General features: G+C 67.2%; 19 protein-coding genes. 3 read left to right on the top strand and 16 right to left on the bottom strand.

What is annotated here, in order from left to right; translation table 11 throughout:
• Window positions 1–27 precede the first annotated feature (27 nt).
• The 15 genes from ACXYMN_RS10330 to ACXYMN_RS10260 form a co-directional block, all read right to left on the bottom strand.
• Window positions 28–684, bottom strand: coding sequence for a phage tail tape measure protein (locus ACXYMN_RS10330; RefSeq protein WP_459013537.1), 657 nt, complete (start codon window positions 682–684; stop codon window positions 28–30).
• Window positions 681–887 carry a rcc01693 family protein gene (locus tag ACXYMN_RS10325; RefSeq protein ID WP_459013536.1) on the bottom strand — a complete coding sequence of 69 codons (207 nt, stop codon included), beginning with the start codon at window positions 885–887 and terminating at the stop codon, window positions 681–683. The genes ACXYMN_RS10330 and ACXYMN_RS10325 overlap by 4 nt, the downstream gene beginning before the upstream one ends.
• Window positions 884–1,204: a gene transfer agent family protein gene (locus ACXYMN_RS10320; RefSeq protein ID WP_459013535.1), complete on the bottom strand. Its 321-nt coding sequence runs from the start codon at window positions 1,202–1,204 to the stop codon at window positions 884–886. The genes ACXYMN_RS10325 and ACXYMN_RS10320 overlap by 4 nt, the downstream gene beginning before the upstream one ends.
• Window positions 1,205–1,208: 4 nt before the next feature.
• Window positions 1,209–1,628 (bottom strand): phage major tail protein, TP901-1 family, encoded by a 420-nt coding sequence (locus ACXYMN_RS10315; RefSeq protein WP_459013534.1) that lies wholly within the window; start codon window positions 1,626–1,628, stop codon window positions 1,209–1,211.
• A 23-nt stretch (window positions 1,629–1,651) separates the two neighbouring features.
• Entirely contained in the window at window positions 1,652–2,059 is a 408-nt protein-coding gene (locus ACXYMN_RS10310) for a DUF3168 domain-containing protein (RefSeq protein ID WP_459013533.1), read from the bottom strand.
• Window positions 2,056–2,394, bottom strand: coding sequence for a head-tail adaptor protein (locus tag ACXYMN_RS10305; RefSeq protein ID WP_459013532.1), 339 nt, complete (start codon window positions 2,392–2,394; stop codon window positions 2,056–2,058). Before ACXYMN_RS10305 ends, ACXYMN_RS10310 begins: the two co-directional genes overlap by 4 nt.
• Complete coding sequence (locus tag ACXYMN_RS10300; RefSeq protein ID WP_459013531.1) at window positions 2,391–2,984, bottom strand: head-tail connector protein; 594 nt, start codon at window positions 2,982–2,984, stop codon at window positions 2,391–2,393. Before ACXYMN_RS10300 ends, ACXYMN_RS10305 begins: the two co-directional genes overlap by 4 nt.
• 94 nt (window positions 2,985–3,078) lie before the next feature.
• Window positions 3,079–4,263, bottom strand: coding sequence for a phage major capsid protein (locus ACXYMN_RS10295; protein ID WP_459013530.1), 1,185 nt, complete (start codon window positions 4,261–4,263; stop codon window positions 3,079–3,081).
• A 33-nt stretch (window positions 4,264–4,296) separates the two neighbouring features.
• Window positions 4,297–4,839, bottom strand: coding sequence for an HK97 family phage prohead protease (locus ACXYMN_RS10290; protein ID WP_459013529.1), 543 nt, complete (start codon window positions 4,837–4,839; stop codon window positions 4,297–4,299).
• A gap of 22 nt (window positions 4,840–4,861) precedes the next feature.
• Window positions 4,862–5,089, bottom strand: coding sequence for a GTA head formation protein, RCAP_rcc01685 family (locus tag ACXYMN_RS10285; RefSeq protein ID WP_459013528.1), 228 nt, complete (start codon window positions 5,087–5,089; stop codon window positions 4,862–4,864).
• A complete protein-coding gene (locus ACXYMN_RS10280) occupies window positions 5,082–6,266 on the bottom strand; it encodes a phage portal protein (protein ID WP_459013527.1) in 1,185 nt (394 codons plus the stop codon). The genes ACXYMN_RS10285 and ACXYMN_RS10280 overlap by 8 nt, the downstream gene beginning before the upstream one ends.
• A 163-nt stretch (window positions 6,267–6,429) precedes the next feature.
• Window positions 6,430–7,713 (bottom strand): DNA-packaging protein, encoded by a 1,284-nt coding sequence (locus tag ACXYMN_RS10275; protein WP_459013526.1) that lies wholly within the window; start codon window positions 7,711–7,713, stop codon window positions 6,430–6,432.
• Window positions 7,691–8,038, bottom strand: coding sequence for a hypothetical protein (locus tag ACXYMN_RS10270; protein ID WP_459013525.1), 348 nt, complete (start codon window positions 8,036–8,038; stop codon window positions 7,691–7,693). Before ACXYMN_RS10270 ends, ACXYMN_RS10275 begins: the two co-directional genes overlap by 23 nt.
• Before the next feature lie 166 nt (window positions 8,039–8,204).
• Complete coding sequence (locus tag ACXYMN_RS10265; RefSeq protein ID WP_459013808.1) at window positions 8,205–9,944, bottom strand: SLC13 family permease; 1,740 nt, start codon at window positions 9,942–9,944, stop codon at window positions 8,205–8,207.
• Window positions 9,945–10,059: 115 nt separating this feature from the next.
• On the bottom strand, window positions 10,060–10,884 hold the full coding sequence (locus ACXYMN_RS10260) for a TIGR00282 family metallophosphoesterase (RefSeq protein ID WP_459013524.1): 825 nt from the start codon (window positions 10,882–10,884) through the stop codon (window positions 10,060–10,062).
• A 316-nt stretch (window positions 10,885–11,200) separates the two neighbouring features.
• Here ACXYMN_RS10260 and cobT point away from each other — a divergent pair, with 316 nt between their 5' ends.
• From cobT to ACXYMN_RS10245, 3 genes are all read left to right on the top strand, one after another.
• Window positions 11,201–13,075, top strand: coding sequence for a cobaltochelatase subunit CobT (gene cobT, locus ACXYMN_RS10255; RefSeq protein WP_459013523.1), 1,875 nt, complete (start codon window positions 11,201–11,203; stop codon window positions 13,073–13,075).
• 135 nt (window positions 13,076–13,210) lie between these two features.
• A complete protein-coding gene (locus ACXYMN_RS10250) occupies window positions 13,211–15,016 on the top strand; it encodes an aminopeptidase P family protein (protein ID WP_459013522.1) in 1,806 nt (601 codons plus the stop codon).
• A gap of 67 nt (window positions 15,017–15,083) precedes the next feature.
• The gene (locus tag ACXYMN_RS10245) at window positions 15,084–15,428 is read left to right on the top strand and encodes a DUF427 domain-containing protein (RefSeq protein WP_459013521.1); all 345 of its coding nucleotides are present in this window, start codon (window positions 15,084–15,086) and stop codon (window positions 15,426–15,428) included.
• A gap of 96 nt (window positions 15,429–15,524) precedes the next feature.
• Here ACXYMN_RS10245 and ACXYMN_RS10240 read toward each other — a convergent pair whose 3' ends face one another.
• Window positions 15,525–17,231 (bottom strand): chloride channel protein, encoded by a 1,707-nt coding sequence (locus tag ACXYMN_RS10240; protein ID WP_459013520.1) that lies wholly within the window; start codon window positions 17,229–17,231, stop codon window positions 15,525–15,527.
• Window positions 17,232–17,279: the final 48 nt, after the last annotated feature.

Raw genomic sequence — 17,279 nt, 5'->3', positions numbered from 1 at the left:
CTGTCCTTCCTGTTGTCTCAGCGTGTCTCAGCGATTGCGCCCGCCGCGCGACAGCGCCCGGCTCATCTGTGCGGCGATCTGGCTTTGGCTGCGCTGGAAGCCCTGCACATCGGGGGTCGAGATGTTCATGGTGACATGCACGCTGCCGCCACCGCCGCCGCCCGCCCGCACGCCCAGCTTGCCGTCGGCACCGCGTGCCAGCGGCATGATCGCCTCGGGTCCGGCCTCGCCCATCAGGCCCATGCCGCCGCGCATCGGAAAGGTCGTGGGGCCCGAGACGACGCCGCCATTGGCGAACGGCATCACCCGGCCCTGCGCGAAGGACCCGCCATTGGCGAAGGGCGTGTATTGCCCAAACACGCTGTTCACACCGGACGAGATCATCCCTCCCAGATGGTCCGCCACGGGGTTGATCGCCGCCTTGTAGGCGGTGTCGATCATCGCCTGCGCCACCTCGTTCAGCGCCGAGGTCAGGCTCATGCCGTCCAGCACCACACCGTCGATCGCCGAGGACAGGCCGCTCGACAGCGCCGATTGCAGCCGCCGCACGCCGCCGCCGGTTTCGGCAAACGTCTCGTGGATGCGCTTCATCTCGGCGTTGAAACCCGCCGCCATGCTGGCAGCCCCCGTGAGCGACGCATCGAGCGCGTCGATCTCTGCCTCAAGTCCGTCGAGTTCACTCATGTTCCGCTCCTGTCCGTATCATCGGGAAAGACCGCCATCAGTGCATCGAGGCGCGTGCGTCCCATCGGTTTCGGCCCCGCGCCCTCGCCCAGCATCAGCCGCAGCTCGGCCGGCGTCAGCGCCCAGAATTCCGCCGGCCTGAGCCCGAGCCTTGTCAGCCCGGCGCGCATCAGGTCCGGCCAGTCGAACTGCGCCGCGTTCATTCGGCCCCCGGCGCGGCGAAGGCGCGGGCCAGCAGCATCGCCGCCGCCCGTGCCGCCGCCACCGGCCCGCCCGCGATATCCGCATGGGCCAGCGCCTCGGGGCGCACGTCCCAGCCACCGCCGCGCAGCCCTGCCACGATTAGCGCCAGCACGTCGCGGCTGGCAAAGCGTCCCGCCTCGAACCGCTCGACCAGCGCCACCAGGCTGTCGGCCTGAAGCCGCGCCTCAAGCTCGGCCAGCGCCCCAAGCGTCAGGCGCATGATCCGCGCCTCGCCGTCGATCACGATCTCGACCTCTCCACGCCAGGGGTTCTCCATCGGCTCAGCTCGCCGCGGCGACGAAGTTGACGACACCGGCAGACGCCATCGAGACCTCGTAGGTTGCCTCGCCGTCATGGGTGCCCGCATATTCCAGGCTCGTGACCTGGAACGGCCCGGTCACCGTGCCGAAATCCGGGATCACCACCTGGAAATTGGGCGTCTCCGCGGAAAAAAAGATCTGCCGCGCGCGCTCGTCAGTATCCGCATCGCGAAAGATGCCCGACCCCGAGATCGCGGCAGAGCGCACGCCCGCCCCGCCCAGAAGCTCGCGCCAGCCGCCCTGACTGTCGAGAGAGGTCACATCGACCTGCTCGGCGTTGAAGCTGATCCGCGTCGCGCGCAGGCCCGCCATGGTGTGGAACTGGCCATCGCCAGTCAGATCCACCTTGATCAGAAGGTCCTTGCCGTTTTGGGCAACCATGTCCGTCACTCCGTTCTAGGGGTTCATTCGTCATCCACGCGGGCGCGGAAGATCATCTCGATCCGGCGAATATCGCCGGACCGGCGTTTGGCGTCGGCCTTCAGGAAGTTGAGGCTGACCAGCCGCCCGCGCGTCATCGACAGCGCCGCACCATCCAGCGCGTCGCAGATGGCCGCCGCCGCGCGCTTGGCGCTGCGAAATCCCGCCGCGTCGGTCGCGACCTGCACCGATACGTCGTGCCAGGCCCCGCGCACGCCCGCATCGCTTGCGTCGCGCACCTTCTCGGGTCCGAGCGAGACATAAAGCTCGGGCAAGGGCCCCGCGGGCAGCGCGTCGTAGACATGCCCGCCCACTTCCAGCGCGAGGCCGGGATCGTTGACCAGCGTCGTGTAAAGCGCCTCTTGCAGCGCATCCGACAGGGCATAGCTCATGGCGTCACCTCTTCCTCGACGGTGCAGACCAGGTAGCGCGCGGTAGGGCCGTCCTCCTGCACCGCCAGCACATCGAAAAGCCGCGTGCCGCTGCGAAACCTGTCGCCCGCGCGGGGCCGTCCGCTGTGCCCCTCGGGCATCGCGCGCACCCGCACCCGGTAGCCCGCCCGCGCCACGGTGCCCGCATCGATGCGCGCCTCGCGACCCGATCGGGGCGTCATCTCGCCCCAGAGCGTGCCCAGCGCGGACCAGCTCGTCGCCCGCCCGCCCGCACCGTCGGGCGCGGCGGATGCACGTTCCAGCACAAGCTGCCGGTTGAGACGCGGCGCGCTCATGCGCCAAAGCCCATGCGCACCGGGCGATAGCGCGCCAGCAGGCTGGTGACGCCGAACGGCATGCAGCCCTCGGCCAGCGACGTCGCATCGCGGTATTCGTAGTAATGCGCGGCCAGCAGCAGCACCGCTTGCGCAAGATCGCCGGGCAGATCCCCGAAATCGGCCACGTATCCGGCGGTGAACCGCAGCTCCGCCACCCCGCCTGCGGGGATCGACGGGAGCGCGCTGGCGTTCGCGCGCAGGCACGGCACCTGGCTGTCGCGCTCCAGCCGGTAGGCGGTGGGGGCGACCACGCTGGTCGTGCCATGCCGGTCGATCAGCGTCACGCTGTTGATGGATTGGACCGGCGCGGTCCCGAGGCCTTGCGCATCCGGCGCCGCCCAACGGGTCACGCCCAGCAGGAAATCGCGCGACAGCAGCGTCTTCGACGTGCGCCCCTCGATCACCGCGATGGCCGCGCGCAGAAAGCCGGTCAGGACTGCGTCTTGCACATCATCCTCGGCAAAGCCCGAGCCCATCCTCAGATGCCGCTTCAGCCCCTCCACGGGAAGTGCCGCATCGGGCACGATTGTCTCTTCGGTCAGCATCATGGGTGTTCGTCTCCGCTGTGCGTTCCGGGCCGGGTTACCGGCACACCAAAGGCGGGCGGCGGGGTCTGGTCCGCCGCCCGGATCACATCGTGCGTCAGGCTGCGGCGCAGACCAGAAGCTTGATCGCCGCGAAGTCCGACACATCGCCGCCGACGCGCTTGGTCGCGTAGAACAGCACATGCGGCTTGGCGCTGAAGGGATCGCGCAGGATGCGCAGGTCCGGACGCTCGGCGATGGTGTAGCCCGCGCCGAAATCACCGAAGGCGATGGGCGTCGCGCCGGCACCGATGTCCGGCATGTCCTCGGCGATCACCACGCGATAGCCCAGCAGGCGGGCGGGCTCTCCGCTGGCGAACCCGTCCGACCAGAGGTGGCGGCCATCCGCGTCCTTGAGCTTGCGCAGGGAACCGGCGGTCTTCGAGTTCATCACGAAGGCCGCGTTGGCGCGGTATTCCGCCCCCAGCGCGTAGACCAGCGTGATCAGCGCGTCGCCGTCGCCGATATCGCCCGCCGACCCGGTCGCCACCGTGCCGACCGATCCCCAGGTCCAGGCATCGTTGTCGACCTGCGGATGCGACAGGATGCCCTTGGGCTTGTCCGCGCCATCGCCGCTGATGAAGGCCGCGGCCTCGGCACGGCTGAACTTGTCGGCAACGCGCCCGGCCAGCCAACCCTCGACGTCGAAGGCCGCATCGTCGAGCAGGCGCTGAGACGCCTTGGGCATCGCGTTCAGTTCATACAGCGGGATCGAGATCCGCTCGATGGTGGGCGTACCGCTTTCGGTGGTGCCCGAGGTCTCGTCGGCCCAGCCGGCACCCGCATCGTTGCGGTCGATCAGCACGTCATAGGACGTGGCCTCGACATTGACGACGCTGGCCACCGCACGGATGGACCCGGCGCCCGCCAGAACCGAGGCGATGTTCTCGGAGGTCTGCGGATCGACGAGGTAGCCGCCGTCCGAATTGACCGCCGTGGACATGGCCTTGCCCTCCAGCTCGAGACCGCGCAGCGCGTCGTCATCACCGGTGCGCAGATAGGCGTTGAACGCCTTCTGATGAGGGGCTTCGAGATCACCGGCGCTGGCGAGTGCAGGACGGGATGCCTTAATGGCGGATTTTCGATCAAGCATGGTCAGTCGCTCTTCCTGTGCTTTGAGTTGTCCATAGAGGTCGGCCCGCATGGCCTTGATGTCCTGGGCAAACCCCGCCATCGCGGTGCCCACCTGGACGACCGGAGACGCATCTTCCCCGGTCCGAGACGTGTTCTCGGCTTTTGTCATGTGCTGTTTGGTCCCGTTTCGTCCCGGCGCGCGTCAGCCGCCCGCCATGTCAAGGCGCAGATCCGTGATGGTCTGTGCCAGTTCACGCCAGGCCGCGTCGTCGGGGTGGTCCCCCTTGCCCGCAACCCGCGCACTGGGCAGCATCGGGAAGGTCACAAGCGACACCTCCCAAAGCTCCAGTTCCGTAAGGACCCGCTGGCCCTTGTCATTCTTGGTGGCCCTGAGCGTCCGGTAACCGATCGACAGCCCGTCGATGGCCCCCGCCTCGATCAGCGCCGCCGCCTCCTTGGCCCGCGCCACGCCGTCCAGCAGGCGGCCCTTGACCCATAGACCGGTGGCGTCCTCGCGCACCTCGTCCCAGATGCCGATGGGCTGGGCCGGGTCGTGCTGCCACAACAGCTTGACGCCGCGCCCCTCCTGCCCGAGCCGGGCCAGCGAGGTGGCATAGGCCCCCCTGGCCACCACGTCGCCGCCCTGATCGCAGGCGCCGAACCGTGACGCATAGCCCTCGATCGTCATGCCGTTCTTGACCGTCACGTCGGCCTCGAACCGGCAAAGCTTGTGTTCCAGTTCCATGTCTCTCTCCCGTTCCCGAAGCTCAGGGGGTGACGCTCAGGATGCCTTGCACACCCTGCGCGCAGATTGTCGCCATCACGCCGTAAACGGCGAGCCACAGGCGGCGTTCGAGCCGTTCCATCAGCGCCTCGATCCGGTCGAGCCGCGCGGCCAGGTTGCGGAACTGCATGTCCGACAGGCGTTCATGGGCTTCCAGCTTGAGACCCGGCGCGCAGGCGAACCGCTCGGCGGTGATGCGTTGTTCACCCATGCGCATCCTCCGCGATCGGCGGCAGCCCCAGCAGACGGCGCTTTTCTTCCGGGGTCAGGAAATCCGCGCCCGCCACCCGCGCCCATTGCTGATCCCGCTCGCCTGCCAGCGCCGACACCTGATCGAGGTCGGGCTTCAGCTCCAGCGCCTCTCCGGAATGCTGCGACAGCCAGGTGCCAAGCGTCGCCGCCACCCGTGTGGCCAATGGCAGCACGGTCAGCCGGTAGAAGGCCCGGTGCGCTTCCTGGTAATTGGCGAAGGTCGCCTCTCCGGGAATGCCCAGCAGCATCGGTGGCACCCCGAAGGCGACGGCAATTTCGCGCGCGGCGGCTTCCTTGGACTTGTGAAACTCCATGTCCGACGGCGAAAACCCCATCGGTTTCCAGTCGAGCCCGCCTTCCAGCAGCATGGGCCGCCCGGCGTTGCGCGCACCCTGGTGATGTGCCTCCATCTCGCCGACGAGCCGGTCGTACTGCTCGGGGCTCAGCGATCCGTATCCGTCGCCACCGGTATAGACGATGGCCCCGGACGGGCGGGCGGCATTGTCCAGCAGTCCCTTCGACCAGCGCGAGGCCGAATTGTGCACATCCATCGCCTGAGCGGCGGCCTGCATCGGCGACAGGCCATAATGGTCGTCCTGCGGATTGAATGACTTGATGTGGCAGATCGGCCCGAGCTCTCCGGTCATGTCAAAGCGGTGCTTGCGCGCGCCGACGCTGTATTCATACGCCACCGGCCAGCCGTCATTGCCCGGGATCAGCCGCATCCGGTCGGACCGCAGCACGTGCAACTCGTAAGGCAGGCCCGCGCCACCGCTCACCGCCTCGAGGTAGCCGTCGCCCGACAGCAGCAACTGGCCATACAGCGCCTCGAGCAGTTCCGCCCGTCCCTGCCCCGGGTTGGGCTGGCGCAGCAGCGCCGTCAGCGGGTGCGTGTCATAGCGACGTTCCTCATCCTGCAACACCAGCGGCAGGGCGGCGGCGGCCTCGGCGATCAACTTGACCGCGCGAAAACCCACCGGGTTGCCCGAAAAGCCGGTCTTGGTCAGCGACACGGTGTCCCGCGGGGTCCAGGCAACACGGCCCGAGCTTGCGTAAGCGATGACCGGACCGGTGGCCGATGCCTTGGTCTCGGGCAGGACGCTCTGGGCTTTGCCACGGAAAAGCTGAAACACCATGCGGGCTCACTCCTGATTATCACTGGGGCATCGCGCCCCGGGGTCACTGGCGTCCGGGGCGTTGACCCCTCAGCCGATGAAATGAGGTTTAGAGATCGGGGGTTAACGGCGGTTAAGGGGTGCGTTCGGGGCGTCCGGCGGGGCGCAACACCCCGCCGCCCAGTCACAACCCCCGCAGGCCAGGGCGCGCCTTGCGGGTGTTGCGCAGCATCAGATCGGTCAGCGCCCAGACCAGCGCGTCGACCCGGTCGGGCGATCCCTTGCCGTCATACCCGGTCTGCGTCATGCGGCACATCTGGTCCTCGAGCTGGCCCAGACCCCGCAGGTGCCGCACGTGCCCGCGTTCGTAAAGCGCCGCCACCGGTTCGGCCCGCGCAACCTTGCCGCGCGCCGCATGGACCTTGGTCACCGGCACATCCGGATCGACCGAGCGCAGCACCTCCTCGACCATGTCGCCGCCCTGGTTGACCTCGGCGACCAGCCGGTCGGCCTGCCACCGCGCCATTGCCGCGATCGCCGCCTCCGCCCAGGCGGCGGGCCGGACACCCTGAACCGTGGCATCCTCCAGAACCACCGCCACCCCATCGCCGGTCACGCCCGCCACGATGATCCCGCAGGCATCCGACCCCGCATGCCCCGACGCCGGTGGATCCACCGCCACGATCACGCGCACCATCTCGGGCGGGCGTTCCACATGCCCCGCCTCGATCATGCCCGATGTCCAGAGCGCGCCCTCCGCCTCTTCGATCAGCAGTCCGTCGAGTTCCTGCCGTCCAAGCCTCGTGTCCCCATAGCGCGTCTGCACTTCCTCAAGGAACGATGCCGCGAGGTTGGCGCGATTGGCCTCGGTCGCGGCATGGGTGACAGCGGTCGTCTTGCGGCCCAGCAGGTCCTTCAGCACCGCGACATTGCGCGGCGTGGTGGTCACGCAGACCTGCGGATGGGTCCCGAGCCGCAGGGCGAATTGCAGCATGTCCCAAACCGCTTCGCCCTTTTTCCACTTGGCCAGCTCATCCGCCCAGGCCCCGTCGAATTGCGGGCCTCGCAGCGCTTCCGGCTCATGCGCCGAAAACGCCATCGCCTCGGCACCGTTGGGCCAGACCAGGCAATGCCGCGTCGCCAGCCACTTCGGTCGCCGGTCGGGCGGACAGCAGGCCAGGATGCCGCTGTCGCCGAACACCATGACCTCACGCACCTGGTCCAGCGTTTCCCCCAGCAGTGCGATCCTGCGGCAGCGGCCAGGATCGAGGGGTCGTGCCCCCTCGACCTGCGCGCGCACCCACTCGGACCCGGCGCGGGTCTTGCCCGCACCGCGCCCGCCCATGATCACCCAGCTTTTCCACGCGCCCTCGGGCGGGACCTGGTGCGCCATCGCCCAGACCTCGAACAGGTAGGGCAGCGCGATCTGGGTGCCGACGCCCAGTTCAGTCAGGCTCCCCGCGCGCACAGCCGCATTGCGGCAATCGCGCAAGACGGCAGCGCAGCTCTTCTCTGGATTTTTCGAGGTCGAGGCCCCAGGCCCCGGCGATACCGGCCTTTTCGCGTTCGATCTTGACAAGTTCTGCCTCCGTTTCGCGCAGTTGTCTGAGCCAGTAACGCGCCTCTTCGAGGATGCGCTTGCCCTGTGCCTTGTCCTCTTTGGTCATTTCGTCGGCGCGCACCTTCTGTCTGAGGTCCTTCAGCGCCATCCGCAGTTCAGCCAGTGTCTCGAGGAACTCCTCCCGTTCCTCTTCCAGCGCCGACGCGCGGATCTCTGGGGTGATCAGGCTCATATGCTCGATCCTTTCTTGAGGGCGGTCCGCAGACCGGAACACCGCCAGAACCGCCATCCGGCACAATGCCGCCGGGCTTCCCGTCGTCTCGCGATGTTCGATTGGTTTTACGGAAAGGACGTCCGGATTGTCTTACAGGGGCGCACGGCCCTCCGGACAGACGACCTCAGGGCGTGAGCGGCCAGAGCATCGGGATCAGGAACGACGCCACGATGCCGATCACCAGGTTCATCGGCACGCCGACACGAATGAAATCCGTAAAGCTGTAGCCCCCGGGGCCATAGACCAGCGTGTTGGTCTGATACCCGATCGGCGTGGCAAAGGCGCAGGACGCCGCCACCATGACCGCCACCACAAGTGGCCTCGGGTCGACGCCAAGCACGTCGGCCAGCGTGATGGCGATCGGGGTCATGACCACGGCGACCGCATTGTTGGAAACCAGTTCGGTCAGGATGCTGGTCAGGAAAAACACCGCGAGCACCACGAACACGCCGTCCAATCCGCGCATCCACGGGGCAACCCAGTTGGCGATCATCTCGACCGCGCCGGTCTCGTCCAGCGCCGCTCCGATGGCGAGCATGGCGAAGATCAGCGCCAGCAACTGCCCCTCGACGAAGGAAAACGCCTCGTCGGCATCGATGCACCGGGTCAGCAGCACCACCGCCACCGCGACGATGGCCAGGGCCAGGATCGGTGCCATGCCCAGCGCCGACAGCACCACGATGCCCGCCAGCGCGCCCAGCGCAACCGGCGCATGACTGCGCCGAAACGCCCGCGCCGAGGGCTGGGCGACGTCGACCAGCGCCATCTCGTCCGCAAGCCGCTTGATGTCGTCCGGTGTGCCTTCGATCAACAGCGTATCGCCGACCCGCACCACCAGCTCGTCCAGTTGCCGTCCAATATTCTGGTTCCGCCGGTGTACCGCCAGCGGGTAGACGCCAAAGCGCCGCCGCAACCGCAATGCACCCAGCGACCGCCCGACCATCTTGCAGCCCGGCGTGATCAGCACCTCCACGGTCGTCGTCTCCACCGACGAGACCTGATCGACCCGCTTCAGCGACTTGTTGCGCTGCAGGCTCAGGATCTCGGTCATCTGGGTGCGCAGCACGATGCGGTCGCCGACCGCCAGCGTCACCGCCTTCAGGTTGCGTCGCAGCGACTCGTCGCCCCGGATCACGTCCACCAGCCGCACCCCGTCGCGCTTGAACAGCTGCACGCTCAGAACGTCGCGGTCGATCAGGTTCGAGTCGGGCGGAATGACCACTTCGGTAAAGAATTTCATCCGCGACCGGTCGGACAACATGCCCGCCATGCTGGTCCGGTCGGGCAGCAGAATCGGCCCGAGCACGAACAGATAGGCCATCCCGACAAGAACCAGAACAATCGCCAGCGGTGTGATCTCGAAGATGGTAAACGGCTCGAGCCCGCGGGCACGTGCCACACCATCGACCAGCAGGTTGGTCGAGGTGCCGATCAGCGTCAGCGTGCCGCCAAGAATGGCCGCATAGCTCAGCGGGATCAGCAGTTTCGACGGGGCCACGCCCAACGTGCGCGACAATTGCACGAAGATCGGCAGCATGACGACCACGACCGGCGTGTTGTTCATGAAGGCCGAGGCCAGGACCACCACCGCCATGATCCCGATCATCGCCGACTTGGGGTGCTTCTCGGCGCGCGACTGCGCATAGGAGGTAAAGGCGTCCAACGCGCCGGTGCGCACCAGCGCACCCATGACGATGAACATCGCGGCAATGGTCCAGGGCGCGGGGTTCGACAGCACCGCAAGCGCGCTGTCATAGGGCAGAACGCCCAGCACCAGAAGCGTCGCAACACCCCCCATGGCGACCACCTCGACCGGGTAGATCTCGGACACGAACAGCGCGAACATCACGAGGATCACACCCATGGTGACATAGGCCGCCGTTTCCTGGCCGAACTGAAAAATCTCCATGCGTTCTGCTATCCCGCCGCGATCATCGTGCCATATTGACGAGTGTCAGGCGCGCCGACAAGGCGGTGCGTCAGCGCGGTGCCTCGGGCCCGGCCTGTTCCAGCCGACCACCCTGGCGCACCATCGCGATCCGGGTGGCATGGCCGGTGCGGTCATCGGTCTCCACATAGACGCCCGACAGCGTGGCCGCGCCCAGCGCCGGTTGGAACCGCGCCTTGGGCATGCCGGTGATGAAGCGTCGCAGCGGCTCTTCCTTGTCCATGCCGATCACCGAATCGTAGTCGCCGCACATGCCCGCGTCGGACATGAAGCCGGTGCCGCGCGGCAGGATCTGCGCATCCGCCGTCGGCACATGGGTATGGGTTCCGACCACAAGGCTCGCCTTGCCGTCGCAGAAATGCCCCATCGCCATCTTCTCCGACGTCGCCTCGCAATGCACGTCGACAAGGATGGCCTTGGCCTGACCGCCCAGCGGATGGGCCTTGAGAACGCGCTCGAGATGACTGAACGGATCATCAAAGGGCCGCTTCATGAAAACCTGCCCCAGAACCTGCACGACCAGGACCTTGCGGCCGCGCCGGTCCTCGAACAGGCGAAACCCGCGTCCGGGGGCCACCTTGGAAAAGTTCAAGGGCCGGATGATCCGGGTATCCGCCTCGACGCCCTGCAACATGTCCTTCTGGTCGAAGGCATGATCGCCCAGCGTCACGCAATCCGCCCCGGCCTCGAACAGCAGCTTCGCATGCGCCGTGGTAAGCCCCGCCCCGTTGGACGCGTTTTCCCCGTTGACCACGACGAAATCCAGCTTCCAGGCCTCGCGCAGGGCGGGCAAGCGGTCGCTGACCGCCTGTCGGCCCGCGCGGCCCATGACATCTCCGAGAAACAACAAATTCATGCCGCCCCGAGTGCGCGAGCCACGCCGCTTTTGCAAGTCCCTTGTGGCCGGGGCCCCCGCGTTGATGCCGCAAAACGCCGTGCCCTCACGATCGGACCGAAAATACTCCGGAGAGCACGAGAGGCAGCGCCTCTCGTCGCCCGCTTGCGGGCGCCTTGCACAGCGGCGGGCCGCATGTCTCGAACGAGCCGCGGCGCGGCCCCCGTTCCCATGCTTGCAGCGCAGGGCCTGCGCGTCCAGTGTCGCGCAAGACCAGTGTCGCGCAAGGCTCCGAGCGCCCCTTGCGTTTCCGCGGTGCACGAAGGAAAAAGAGGCCATGTCAAAAAGCTCCGACAATCCCGCCGATCCGTTCAAGAAGGCGCTCGCCGAGGCCACCAAGGTGATGGCCCACGACCCCGACCTGACCGTCAGCTACACGGTCGATCCGTCGGGCGTGTCGGGCGACGCCATGCGCCTGCCGCAGGTCTCGCGCCGGATGGGCCGCGACGAGGTGCTGCTGGCCCGCGGCACCGCCGATGCGCTGGCGCTCTATCGCCGTTATCACGACGCGGGCACCCATGCGCGATACTCGCCGCAGGGCGACATGGCCCGCGAGATCTACGAAGCGATGGAAACCGCCCGCTGCGAGGCGATGGGCGCGCGGGACATGCCGGGCACCGCGGGCAATATCGACGCCAAGATCGGCCATGAGGCGCTCCGCAAGGGCTATGACCAGATCCGCGACGCCTCGGACGTGCCCCTGCCGCAGGCGCTCAACTACCTCGTCCGCCATCTCGCCACCGGTCGCGATCTGCCGCCCGGCGCGCAGAACGTCATGGATCTCTGGCGCAACCACATCGAGGACCAGGCCGGCACCACGCTCGACAATCTCGGCGACAAACTGGCCGATCAGTCCGAGTTCGCCCGCTTCACCCGCAAGATGATCACCGATCTGGGCTATGGCGACCAGCTTGGCGACGATCCCGACGATCTCGACGACGAGTCGCAGGATGACGCCGACGAGGGCGGCGAGGAACAGGACGACCAGAACCAGGGCGACGAGGACAGCGGCGAGGAAGACGCCGACGCCTCCCCCGAGCAAAGCCAGGAACAGACCCAGGACGCCAGCCAGGCGCAGGTCTCAATGGAGGATGTGGGCGATCAGGATCAGGCCGATGAGGTCGAGATGCCCGAGGGCGAATCCCCGATGGAGCCGCCGGCCCCCCAGCCGGTGTCGGATGCCGATCCCAACTACCGCGTCTACACCGCCGAATTCGACGAGGAGATCAAGGCCGAGGAACTGGCCGAGCCCGCCGAGCTCGAACGCTTGCGCGCCTATCTCGACCAGCAGCTCGATCCGCTGAAGGGCGCCGTGTCGCGGCTGGCCAACAAGCTGCAGCGTCGCCTGCAGGCGCAGCAGAACCGTTCGTGGGAGTTTGACCTAGAAGAAGGCATACTCGATGCGGGCAGGCTTGCCCGGGTCGTTTCGAACCCGACCACACCGTTGTCTTTCAAGGTCGAGAAGGACATGGAATTTCGCGATACGGTCGTGACCCTGCTTCTGGACAACTCCGGCTCCATGCGGGGACGGCCGATCTCGATCGCGGCGATCTGCGCCGACGTCCTGGCCCGCACGCTCGAGCGCTGCGACGTCAAGGTCGAGATCCTCGGATTCACGACCCGGGCGTGGAAGGGCGGCCAAAGCCGAGAGAAATGGCTCAATTCGGGCCGCGAACAGCAACCCGGACGGCTGAACGACCTGCGCCACATCATCTACAAGGCCGCCGACGCGCCCTGGCGACGGGCGCGGGCCAACCTCGGTCTGATGATGAAAGAGGGCCTCTTGAAGGAAAACATCGACGGCGAGGCGCTCGAATGGGCGCATCGGCGGCTTGCGGGGCGACCCGAGGCGCGGCGCATCCTGATGGTGATTTCCGACGGCGCGCCGGTCGATGACAGCACGCTGTCGGTCAATCCCGCAAATTACCTGGAAAAACACCTGCGCGACGTCATCGCCATGGTCGAGCGCCGCCGCCAGGTCGAGCTGCTGGCCATCGGCATCGGCCATGACGTGACGCGCTATTACGACCGCGCGGTGACCATCACGGATGTCGAGCAACTGGCCGGAGCGATGACCGAACAGCTGGCGTCGCTGTTTGACAGCGACCCGCGCGCCCGTGCCCGGCTGTTGGGCATGAAACGCGCATCGTGATCAGGGGTTTCGGATCGGCTTGACGCCGACCCGACCCTCCCCCCCCCCCCCCCCCCCGGCCCCCTTGCCGCCGGTCGGGACGGCTGGCAGCGTGGGATTTGCGTATTTGGAAAATGGAAAGACGGGGGCAGGGGCATGAGCGGCACGGACAGCGCAGCGTTTCAGAGCTTTGCGGAAACGGCGCGGCCCGAGCAGGGGCCGCCGCGGCTGGCGGCGCTTCGGTGCGAAATGGATCGCAACGGCCTGGATGGATTCGTGGTGCCGAAGGCCGACGCGCACCAGGGGGAATACGTGGCCCCGAGGGACGACCGCCTGGCCTGGCTGACCGGGTTCACCGGATCCGCAGGGCACTGCGTGGTTCTGGCCGAGGCCGCGGGGGTCTTTGTCGATGGTCGCTACCGGGTGCAGGTCCGGGCGCAGGTTGCCGATGAGTTCACGCCGGTCGACTGGCCGGAGGTGTCGCTTGCGGCCTGGATCAACAAGACCGCGCCCCCCGATGCGGCCATCGGCATCGATCCGTGGCTGGTCAGCGTCGATCAGGCCGACCGGCTGACGGCAGAGCTTGCGACAGCGCGGATCCTGCGGACCGACAACCTGGTCGACCGCATCTGGGACGACCAGCCGGGCCCGCCGATGGGCGCGGTGTCGGTGCACCCGCTCGACCTTGCCGGCGAACCCCATGCCGACAAGATCGGGCGGCTGGCCCGGGCGCTGGGTGCCGCCGATCACTTCGTTCTGACCCTGCCGGACAGCATTGCATGGCTGCTGAATATCCGCGGCAGCGACATTCCGAGAAACCCGGTCGCGCACGGATTTGCCATCCTGCACCGCACCGGCCGGGTCACGCTGTTCATGGCCGAGGAGAAGCTGCAGGGACTGGGTGGCCATCTGGGGGCAAGCGTGACAGTCGCCGCGCCGTCGGAGTTTCTGACACAGCTTGCGGGTCTCGACGGCTGTGTCGGAATTGATCCGGTCTCCTGCCCGCTGGCGGTGGCGGATGCGCTCGAGGCCGCGGAGGTGCCCGTGCACCGGGCCGACGATCCCTGCATCCTGCCCAAGGCCTGCAAGTCCGAGACCGAGATCGCCGGCGCGCGCGCCGCGCATCTGCGCGACGGCATCGCCATGTGCCGCTTTCTGGCATGGCTCGATCGGACAGCCCCGGGCGCGTTGACGGAAACGGACGTTGTCACACGGCTGGAAGGTTTTCGTCGCCAGTCCGAAGACCTGCGCGACATCTCGTTCGAGACCATCGCGGGCGCGGGGCCGCACGGCGCCATCGTGCATTACCGCGTCACCGAAAAAACCGACGCGGCGCTTCGCGACGGCCAGTTGCTGCTGGTCGATTCCGGCGGGCAGTATCGCGACGGCACCACCGACATCACCCGCACCATGGCCATCGGCAGCGTTGGCGACGAAGAGCGGCAGACCTTCACCCGCGTGCTCAAGGGGCTGATTGCAGTGAGCCTGCTGCGCTGGCCCGAAGGGCTGGCCGGGCGTGACATCGACCCTTTTGCCCGCGCGGCCCTGTGGCAGGCGGGCCTTGATTACGGCCACGGCACCGGCCACGGCGTCGGCGCGTATCTGTGCGTACACGAAGGCCCGCAGCGCATCGCGCGCACCGGCACGGTCGCCCTGCAGCCGGGCATGATCCTGTCGAACGAGCCCGGCTTCTACCGCGAAGGCGCCTATGGTATCAGGATCGAGAATCTTGTCGTGGTGCAACCGGCAGTCGGCTTGCCGGGCCAGACTGTCGAGAAGATGCTGTCCTTCGAGACCTTGACCTACGTGCCGATCGACCGGCGCCTGATTGTCGCCGAAATGCTGACCCGGGACGAGCGCGACTGGCTTGATGCCTACCACGCAACGTGCCGGGCACGGCTGGCGGATGCGCTAGACGCTGAAACGCGCGACTGGCTCGAGGCTGCGACAGCACCGCTGTGACGCGATCCGGTCCAAGCCCGACGGTCGCCAAGGCGGGCCACAAAACGAAACAACGAGGAAGACTGCGATGACGAATGATATCACGATCCGCCCCGCCGAGGGCACCTGGGTGGTCCGGGCCGGGGGGGCAGTGCTTGGTGAAAGCAGCGCGGCGCTGGAACTTCACGAAACCGGGCACGCGCCGGTGATCTACTTTCCGCGCCAGGATATCGGCATGGCGTTCCTCGACCGGACCGACAAGACGACGACCTGCCCGAAGAAGGGCGTCGCGCATTACTATTCGATCATGTCGAAATCGAAGACCTATGCCGACGCGGTCTGGACCTACGAGGAACCAGGCGAAAACGCGGCTGACATCAAGGAATACCTGGCGTTCCATGTGCAGGATGGCGTGGCGGTCGAACAGCTCTGATCGGCTTGCCCTGGGGGCCGCGGCTAGGGCCGTGTGCCGACCATCGGGCGTCTGCTGGCAGGACAGTGGCGCACGAGCGCCGCGTGCCGCCACGGGTCAGCTGTGTTCTTCCGCGGCGGTGGCCGCCAGCGCGCGGTTATAGGCCTTGAGCGCGTCGACATGGAACAGGGCGCCCTGCATGACGGGCACGTCTGACTCCGCGTCGCGCTTGACCACGGGCAGGAACGCGACGCCGGACTTCTCGAACATGGGCAGGGCCGTCTCGAGCGTCGAGCTGGCGTTCACGAACAGTTCCTGCTCGATCATGGTCTGGCAGGCTTCCGCGTCGGCAGCCTTCAGATCGGTCGGTTTGCGCATCACGCCCGAGACCCCGAACATCGTCAGCAGATAGGCCTGCGGCCCGGCGGCCAGATGCACGTTGCGCTTCCTGAGCTGGCTGAGAAAGAACGACCGGTCCACCAGTCGCGACGCCACCGAGGTCGACATCGAAACCGACACCATCACCGCCAGCCCGGTCTGCCAGTCGCCGGTCAGTTCGAACACGATCAGCGTGGTCGAGATCGGCGCGCCCAGCACCGCCGCCGCGACCGCCCCCATGCCCGCCAGCGCATAGAGCGTCGAAGAGCCCGACTGATTGGGAAAGATCCCTGTTGCAATCAGCCCGAAGGCCAGCCCGGTCAGCGCCCCGATCATCAGCGAAGGCGAAAAGACGCCGCCGCCCATCCGCCCGCCCAGCGTGATCGCGACCGCCACCACCTTGAGCACGACGAAAATGATTGCCTCGTGGGTCAGCAGGTTGCCGGTCAGCGCCAGCGACGTGGTCTCGTATCCGACGCCGATGATATGCGGATAGAAGATCGCAAGCGCCCCCAGCAGCACCCCTGCCACCGCGGGGCGCAGGAAAAGCGGCAGGCCCAGCCGGCGCTGCAACTCGGTGCCCCAATCGTCGGCCATGAAGATCGCGCGCATGGTCACGGCCGCGATCAGCCCTGCCAGCAGCCCGAGAAGCAGGAAGGCCGGCAACTCGAGGTAGAACTCAACCGTCGTGGTCCCGGCGAGGCGAAATTCGGTGACGTCCCCGAAGGTCAGCCGGTTGATCACGGTACCCGCGGCACTGGCCACCACGATGGGCGCGAAGGCGTGCAGGGCGAAGTGCCGCAACACCACTTCCAGCGCAAACAGCGCACCCGCGATCGGGGCATTGAAACTGGCCGAGACGGCGGCAGCCACCGCGCAGCCCAACAGGTCGCGCCCGGTAATGCCGTCCACCCGCAACAGGTTCGACACCCAACTCGCGATCATCGCCGCGATATGCACCACGGGTCCTTCCCGCCCCGACGATCCGCCGGTCGACAAGGTGATCCACGAACACAGCGCCGACGCGACGCCCGCCTTCTTCTCGACCCGCCCATCGTTGAGCGCGGCCCCTTCGATCACGTCCGACACGGTGCGCACCCGCCCGTCCGGGGTGAAGAAATGCACGATCAGACCGACGGTGATACCGCCCAGGATCGGAATCGTCATGACCCAGTACCACGGCAGCGTCTCGGCAAAGCTCGCCAGAAGGTTGGGGTCCTCGATGCCGTAAAGCGCGGTCTGCAATTTCTCGATCGCCAGCCGGAAACCGATGGCGGCAAAGCCCGCCGCGATGCCGACCAGCAAAGCGATGAACCAGAACTGCACCTGTCCCGGCCCCTCGTGGCGCAGCAGGTCCCAACCGCGTCCGGCGCTGGAACTCAGGCTGCGCCACTGACGTGATAGAAAGGCGGGTTCTGTGATCTGTCGCGATGGGGTTTCGGGCATGATGCCCATCCATAAGCCATTCGCCACATCGCGCGAAAGGGGGGCTGG

Source organism: Roseivivax sp. CAU 1753 (genome assembly GCF_054482575.1).
This window is presented reverse-complemented; position numbering and strand designations above follow the sequence as displayed.

What these genes read in the sequence shown, in the direction of transcription:
- ACXYMN_RS10330 (WP_459013537.1), bottom strand. Translation starts at nt 684, where the DNA reads ATGAGTGAACTCGACGGACTTGAGGCAGAGATCGACGCGCTCGATGCG.
- ACXYMN_RS10325 (WP_459013536.1), bottom strand. Translation starts at nt 887, where the DNA reads ATGAACGCGGCGCAGTTCGACTGGCCGGACCTGATGCGCGCCGGGCTG.
- ACXYMN_RS10320 (WP_459013535.1), bottom strand. Translation starts at nt 1,204, where the DNA reads ATGGAGAACCCCTGGCGTGGAGAGGTCGAGATCGTGATCGACGGCGAG.
- ACXYMN_RS10315 (WP_459013534.1), bottom strand. Translation starts at nt 1,628, where the DNA reads ATGGTTGCCCAAAACGGCAAGGACCTTCTGATCAAGGTGGATCTGACT.
- ACXYMN_RS10310 (WP_459013533.1), bottom strand. Translation starts at nt 2,059, where the DNA reads ATGAGCTATGCCCTGTCGGATGCGCTGCAAGAGGCGCTTTACACGACG.
- ACXYMN_RS10305 (WP_459013532.1), bottom strand. Translation starts at nt 2,394, where the DNA reads ATGAGCGCGCCGCGTCTCAACCGGCAGCTTGTGCTGGAACGTGCATCC.
- ACXYMN_RS10300 (WP_459013531.1), bottom strand. Translation starts at nt 2,984, where the DNA reads ATGATGCTGACCGAAGAGACAATCGTGCCCGATGCGGCACTTCCCGTG.
- ACXYMN_RS10295 (WP_459013530.1), bottom strand. Translation starts at nt 4,263, where the DNA reads ATGACAAAAGCCGAGAACACGTCTCGGACCGGGGAAGATGCGTCTCCG.
- ACXYMN_RS10290 (WP_459013529.1), bottom strand. Translation starts at nt 4,839, where the DNA reads ATGGAACTGGAACACAAGCTTTGCCGGTTCGAGGCCGACGTGACGGTC.
- ACXYMN_RS10285 (WP_459013528.1), bottom strand. Translation starts at nt 5,089, where the DNA reads ATGGGTGAACAACGCATCACCGCCGAGCGGTTCGCCTGCGCGCCGGGT.
- ACXYMN_RS10280 (WP_459013527.1), bottom strand. Translation starts at nt 6,266, where the DNA reads ATGGTGTTTCAGCTTTTCCGTGGCAAAGCCCAGAGCGTCCTGCCCGAG.
- ACXYMN_RS10270 (WP_459013525.1), bottom strand. Translation starts at nt 8,038, where the DNA reads ATGAGCCTGATCACCCCAGAGATCCGCGCGTCGGCGCTGGAAGAGGAA.
- ACXYMN_RS10265 (WP_459013808.1), bottom strand. Translation starts at nt 9,944, where the DNA reads ATGGGTGTGATCCTCGTGATGTTCGCGCTGTTCGTGTCCGAGATCTAC.
- ACXYMN_RS10260 (WP_459013524.1), bottom strand. Translation starts at nt 10,884, where the DNA reads ATGAATTTGTTGTTTCTCGGAGATGTCATGGGCCGCGCGGGCCGACAG.
- cobT (WP_459013523.1), top strand. Translation starts at nt 11,201, where the DNA reads ATGTCAAAAAGCTCCGACAATCCCGCCGATCCGTTCAAGAAGGCGCTC.
- ACXYMN_RS10250 (WP_459013522.1), top strand. Translation starts at nt 13,211, where the DNA reads ATGAGCGGCACGGACAGCGCAGCGTTTCAGAGCTTTGCGGAAACGGCG.
- ACXYMN_RS10245 (WP_459013521.1), top strand. Translation starts at nt 15,084, where the DNA reads ATGACGAATGATATCACGATCCGCCCCGCCGAGGGCACCTGGGTGGTC.
- ACXYMN_RS10240 (WP_459013520.1), bottom strand. Translation starts at nt 17,231, where the DNA reads ATGCCCGAAACCCCATCGCGACAGATCACAGAACCCGCCTTTCTATCA.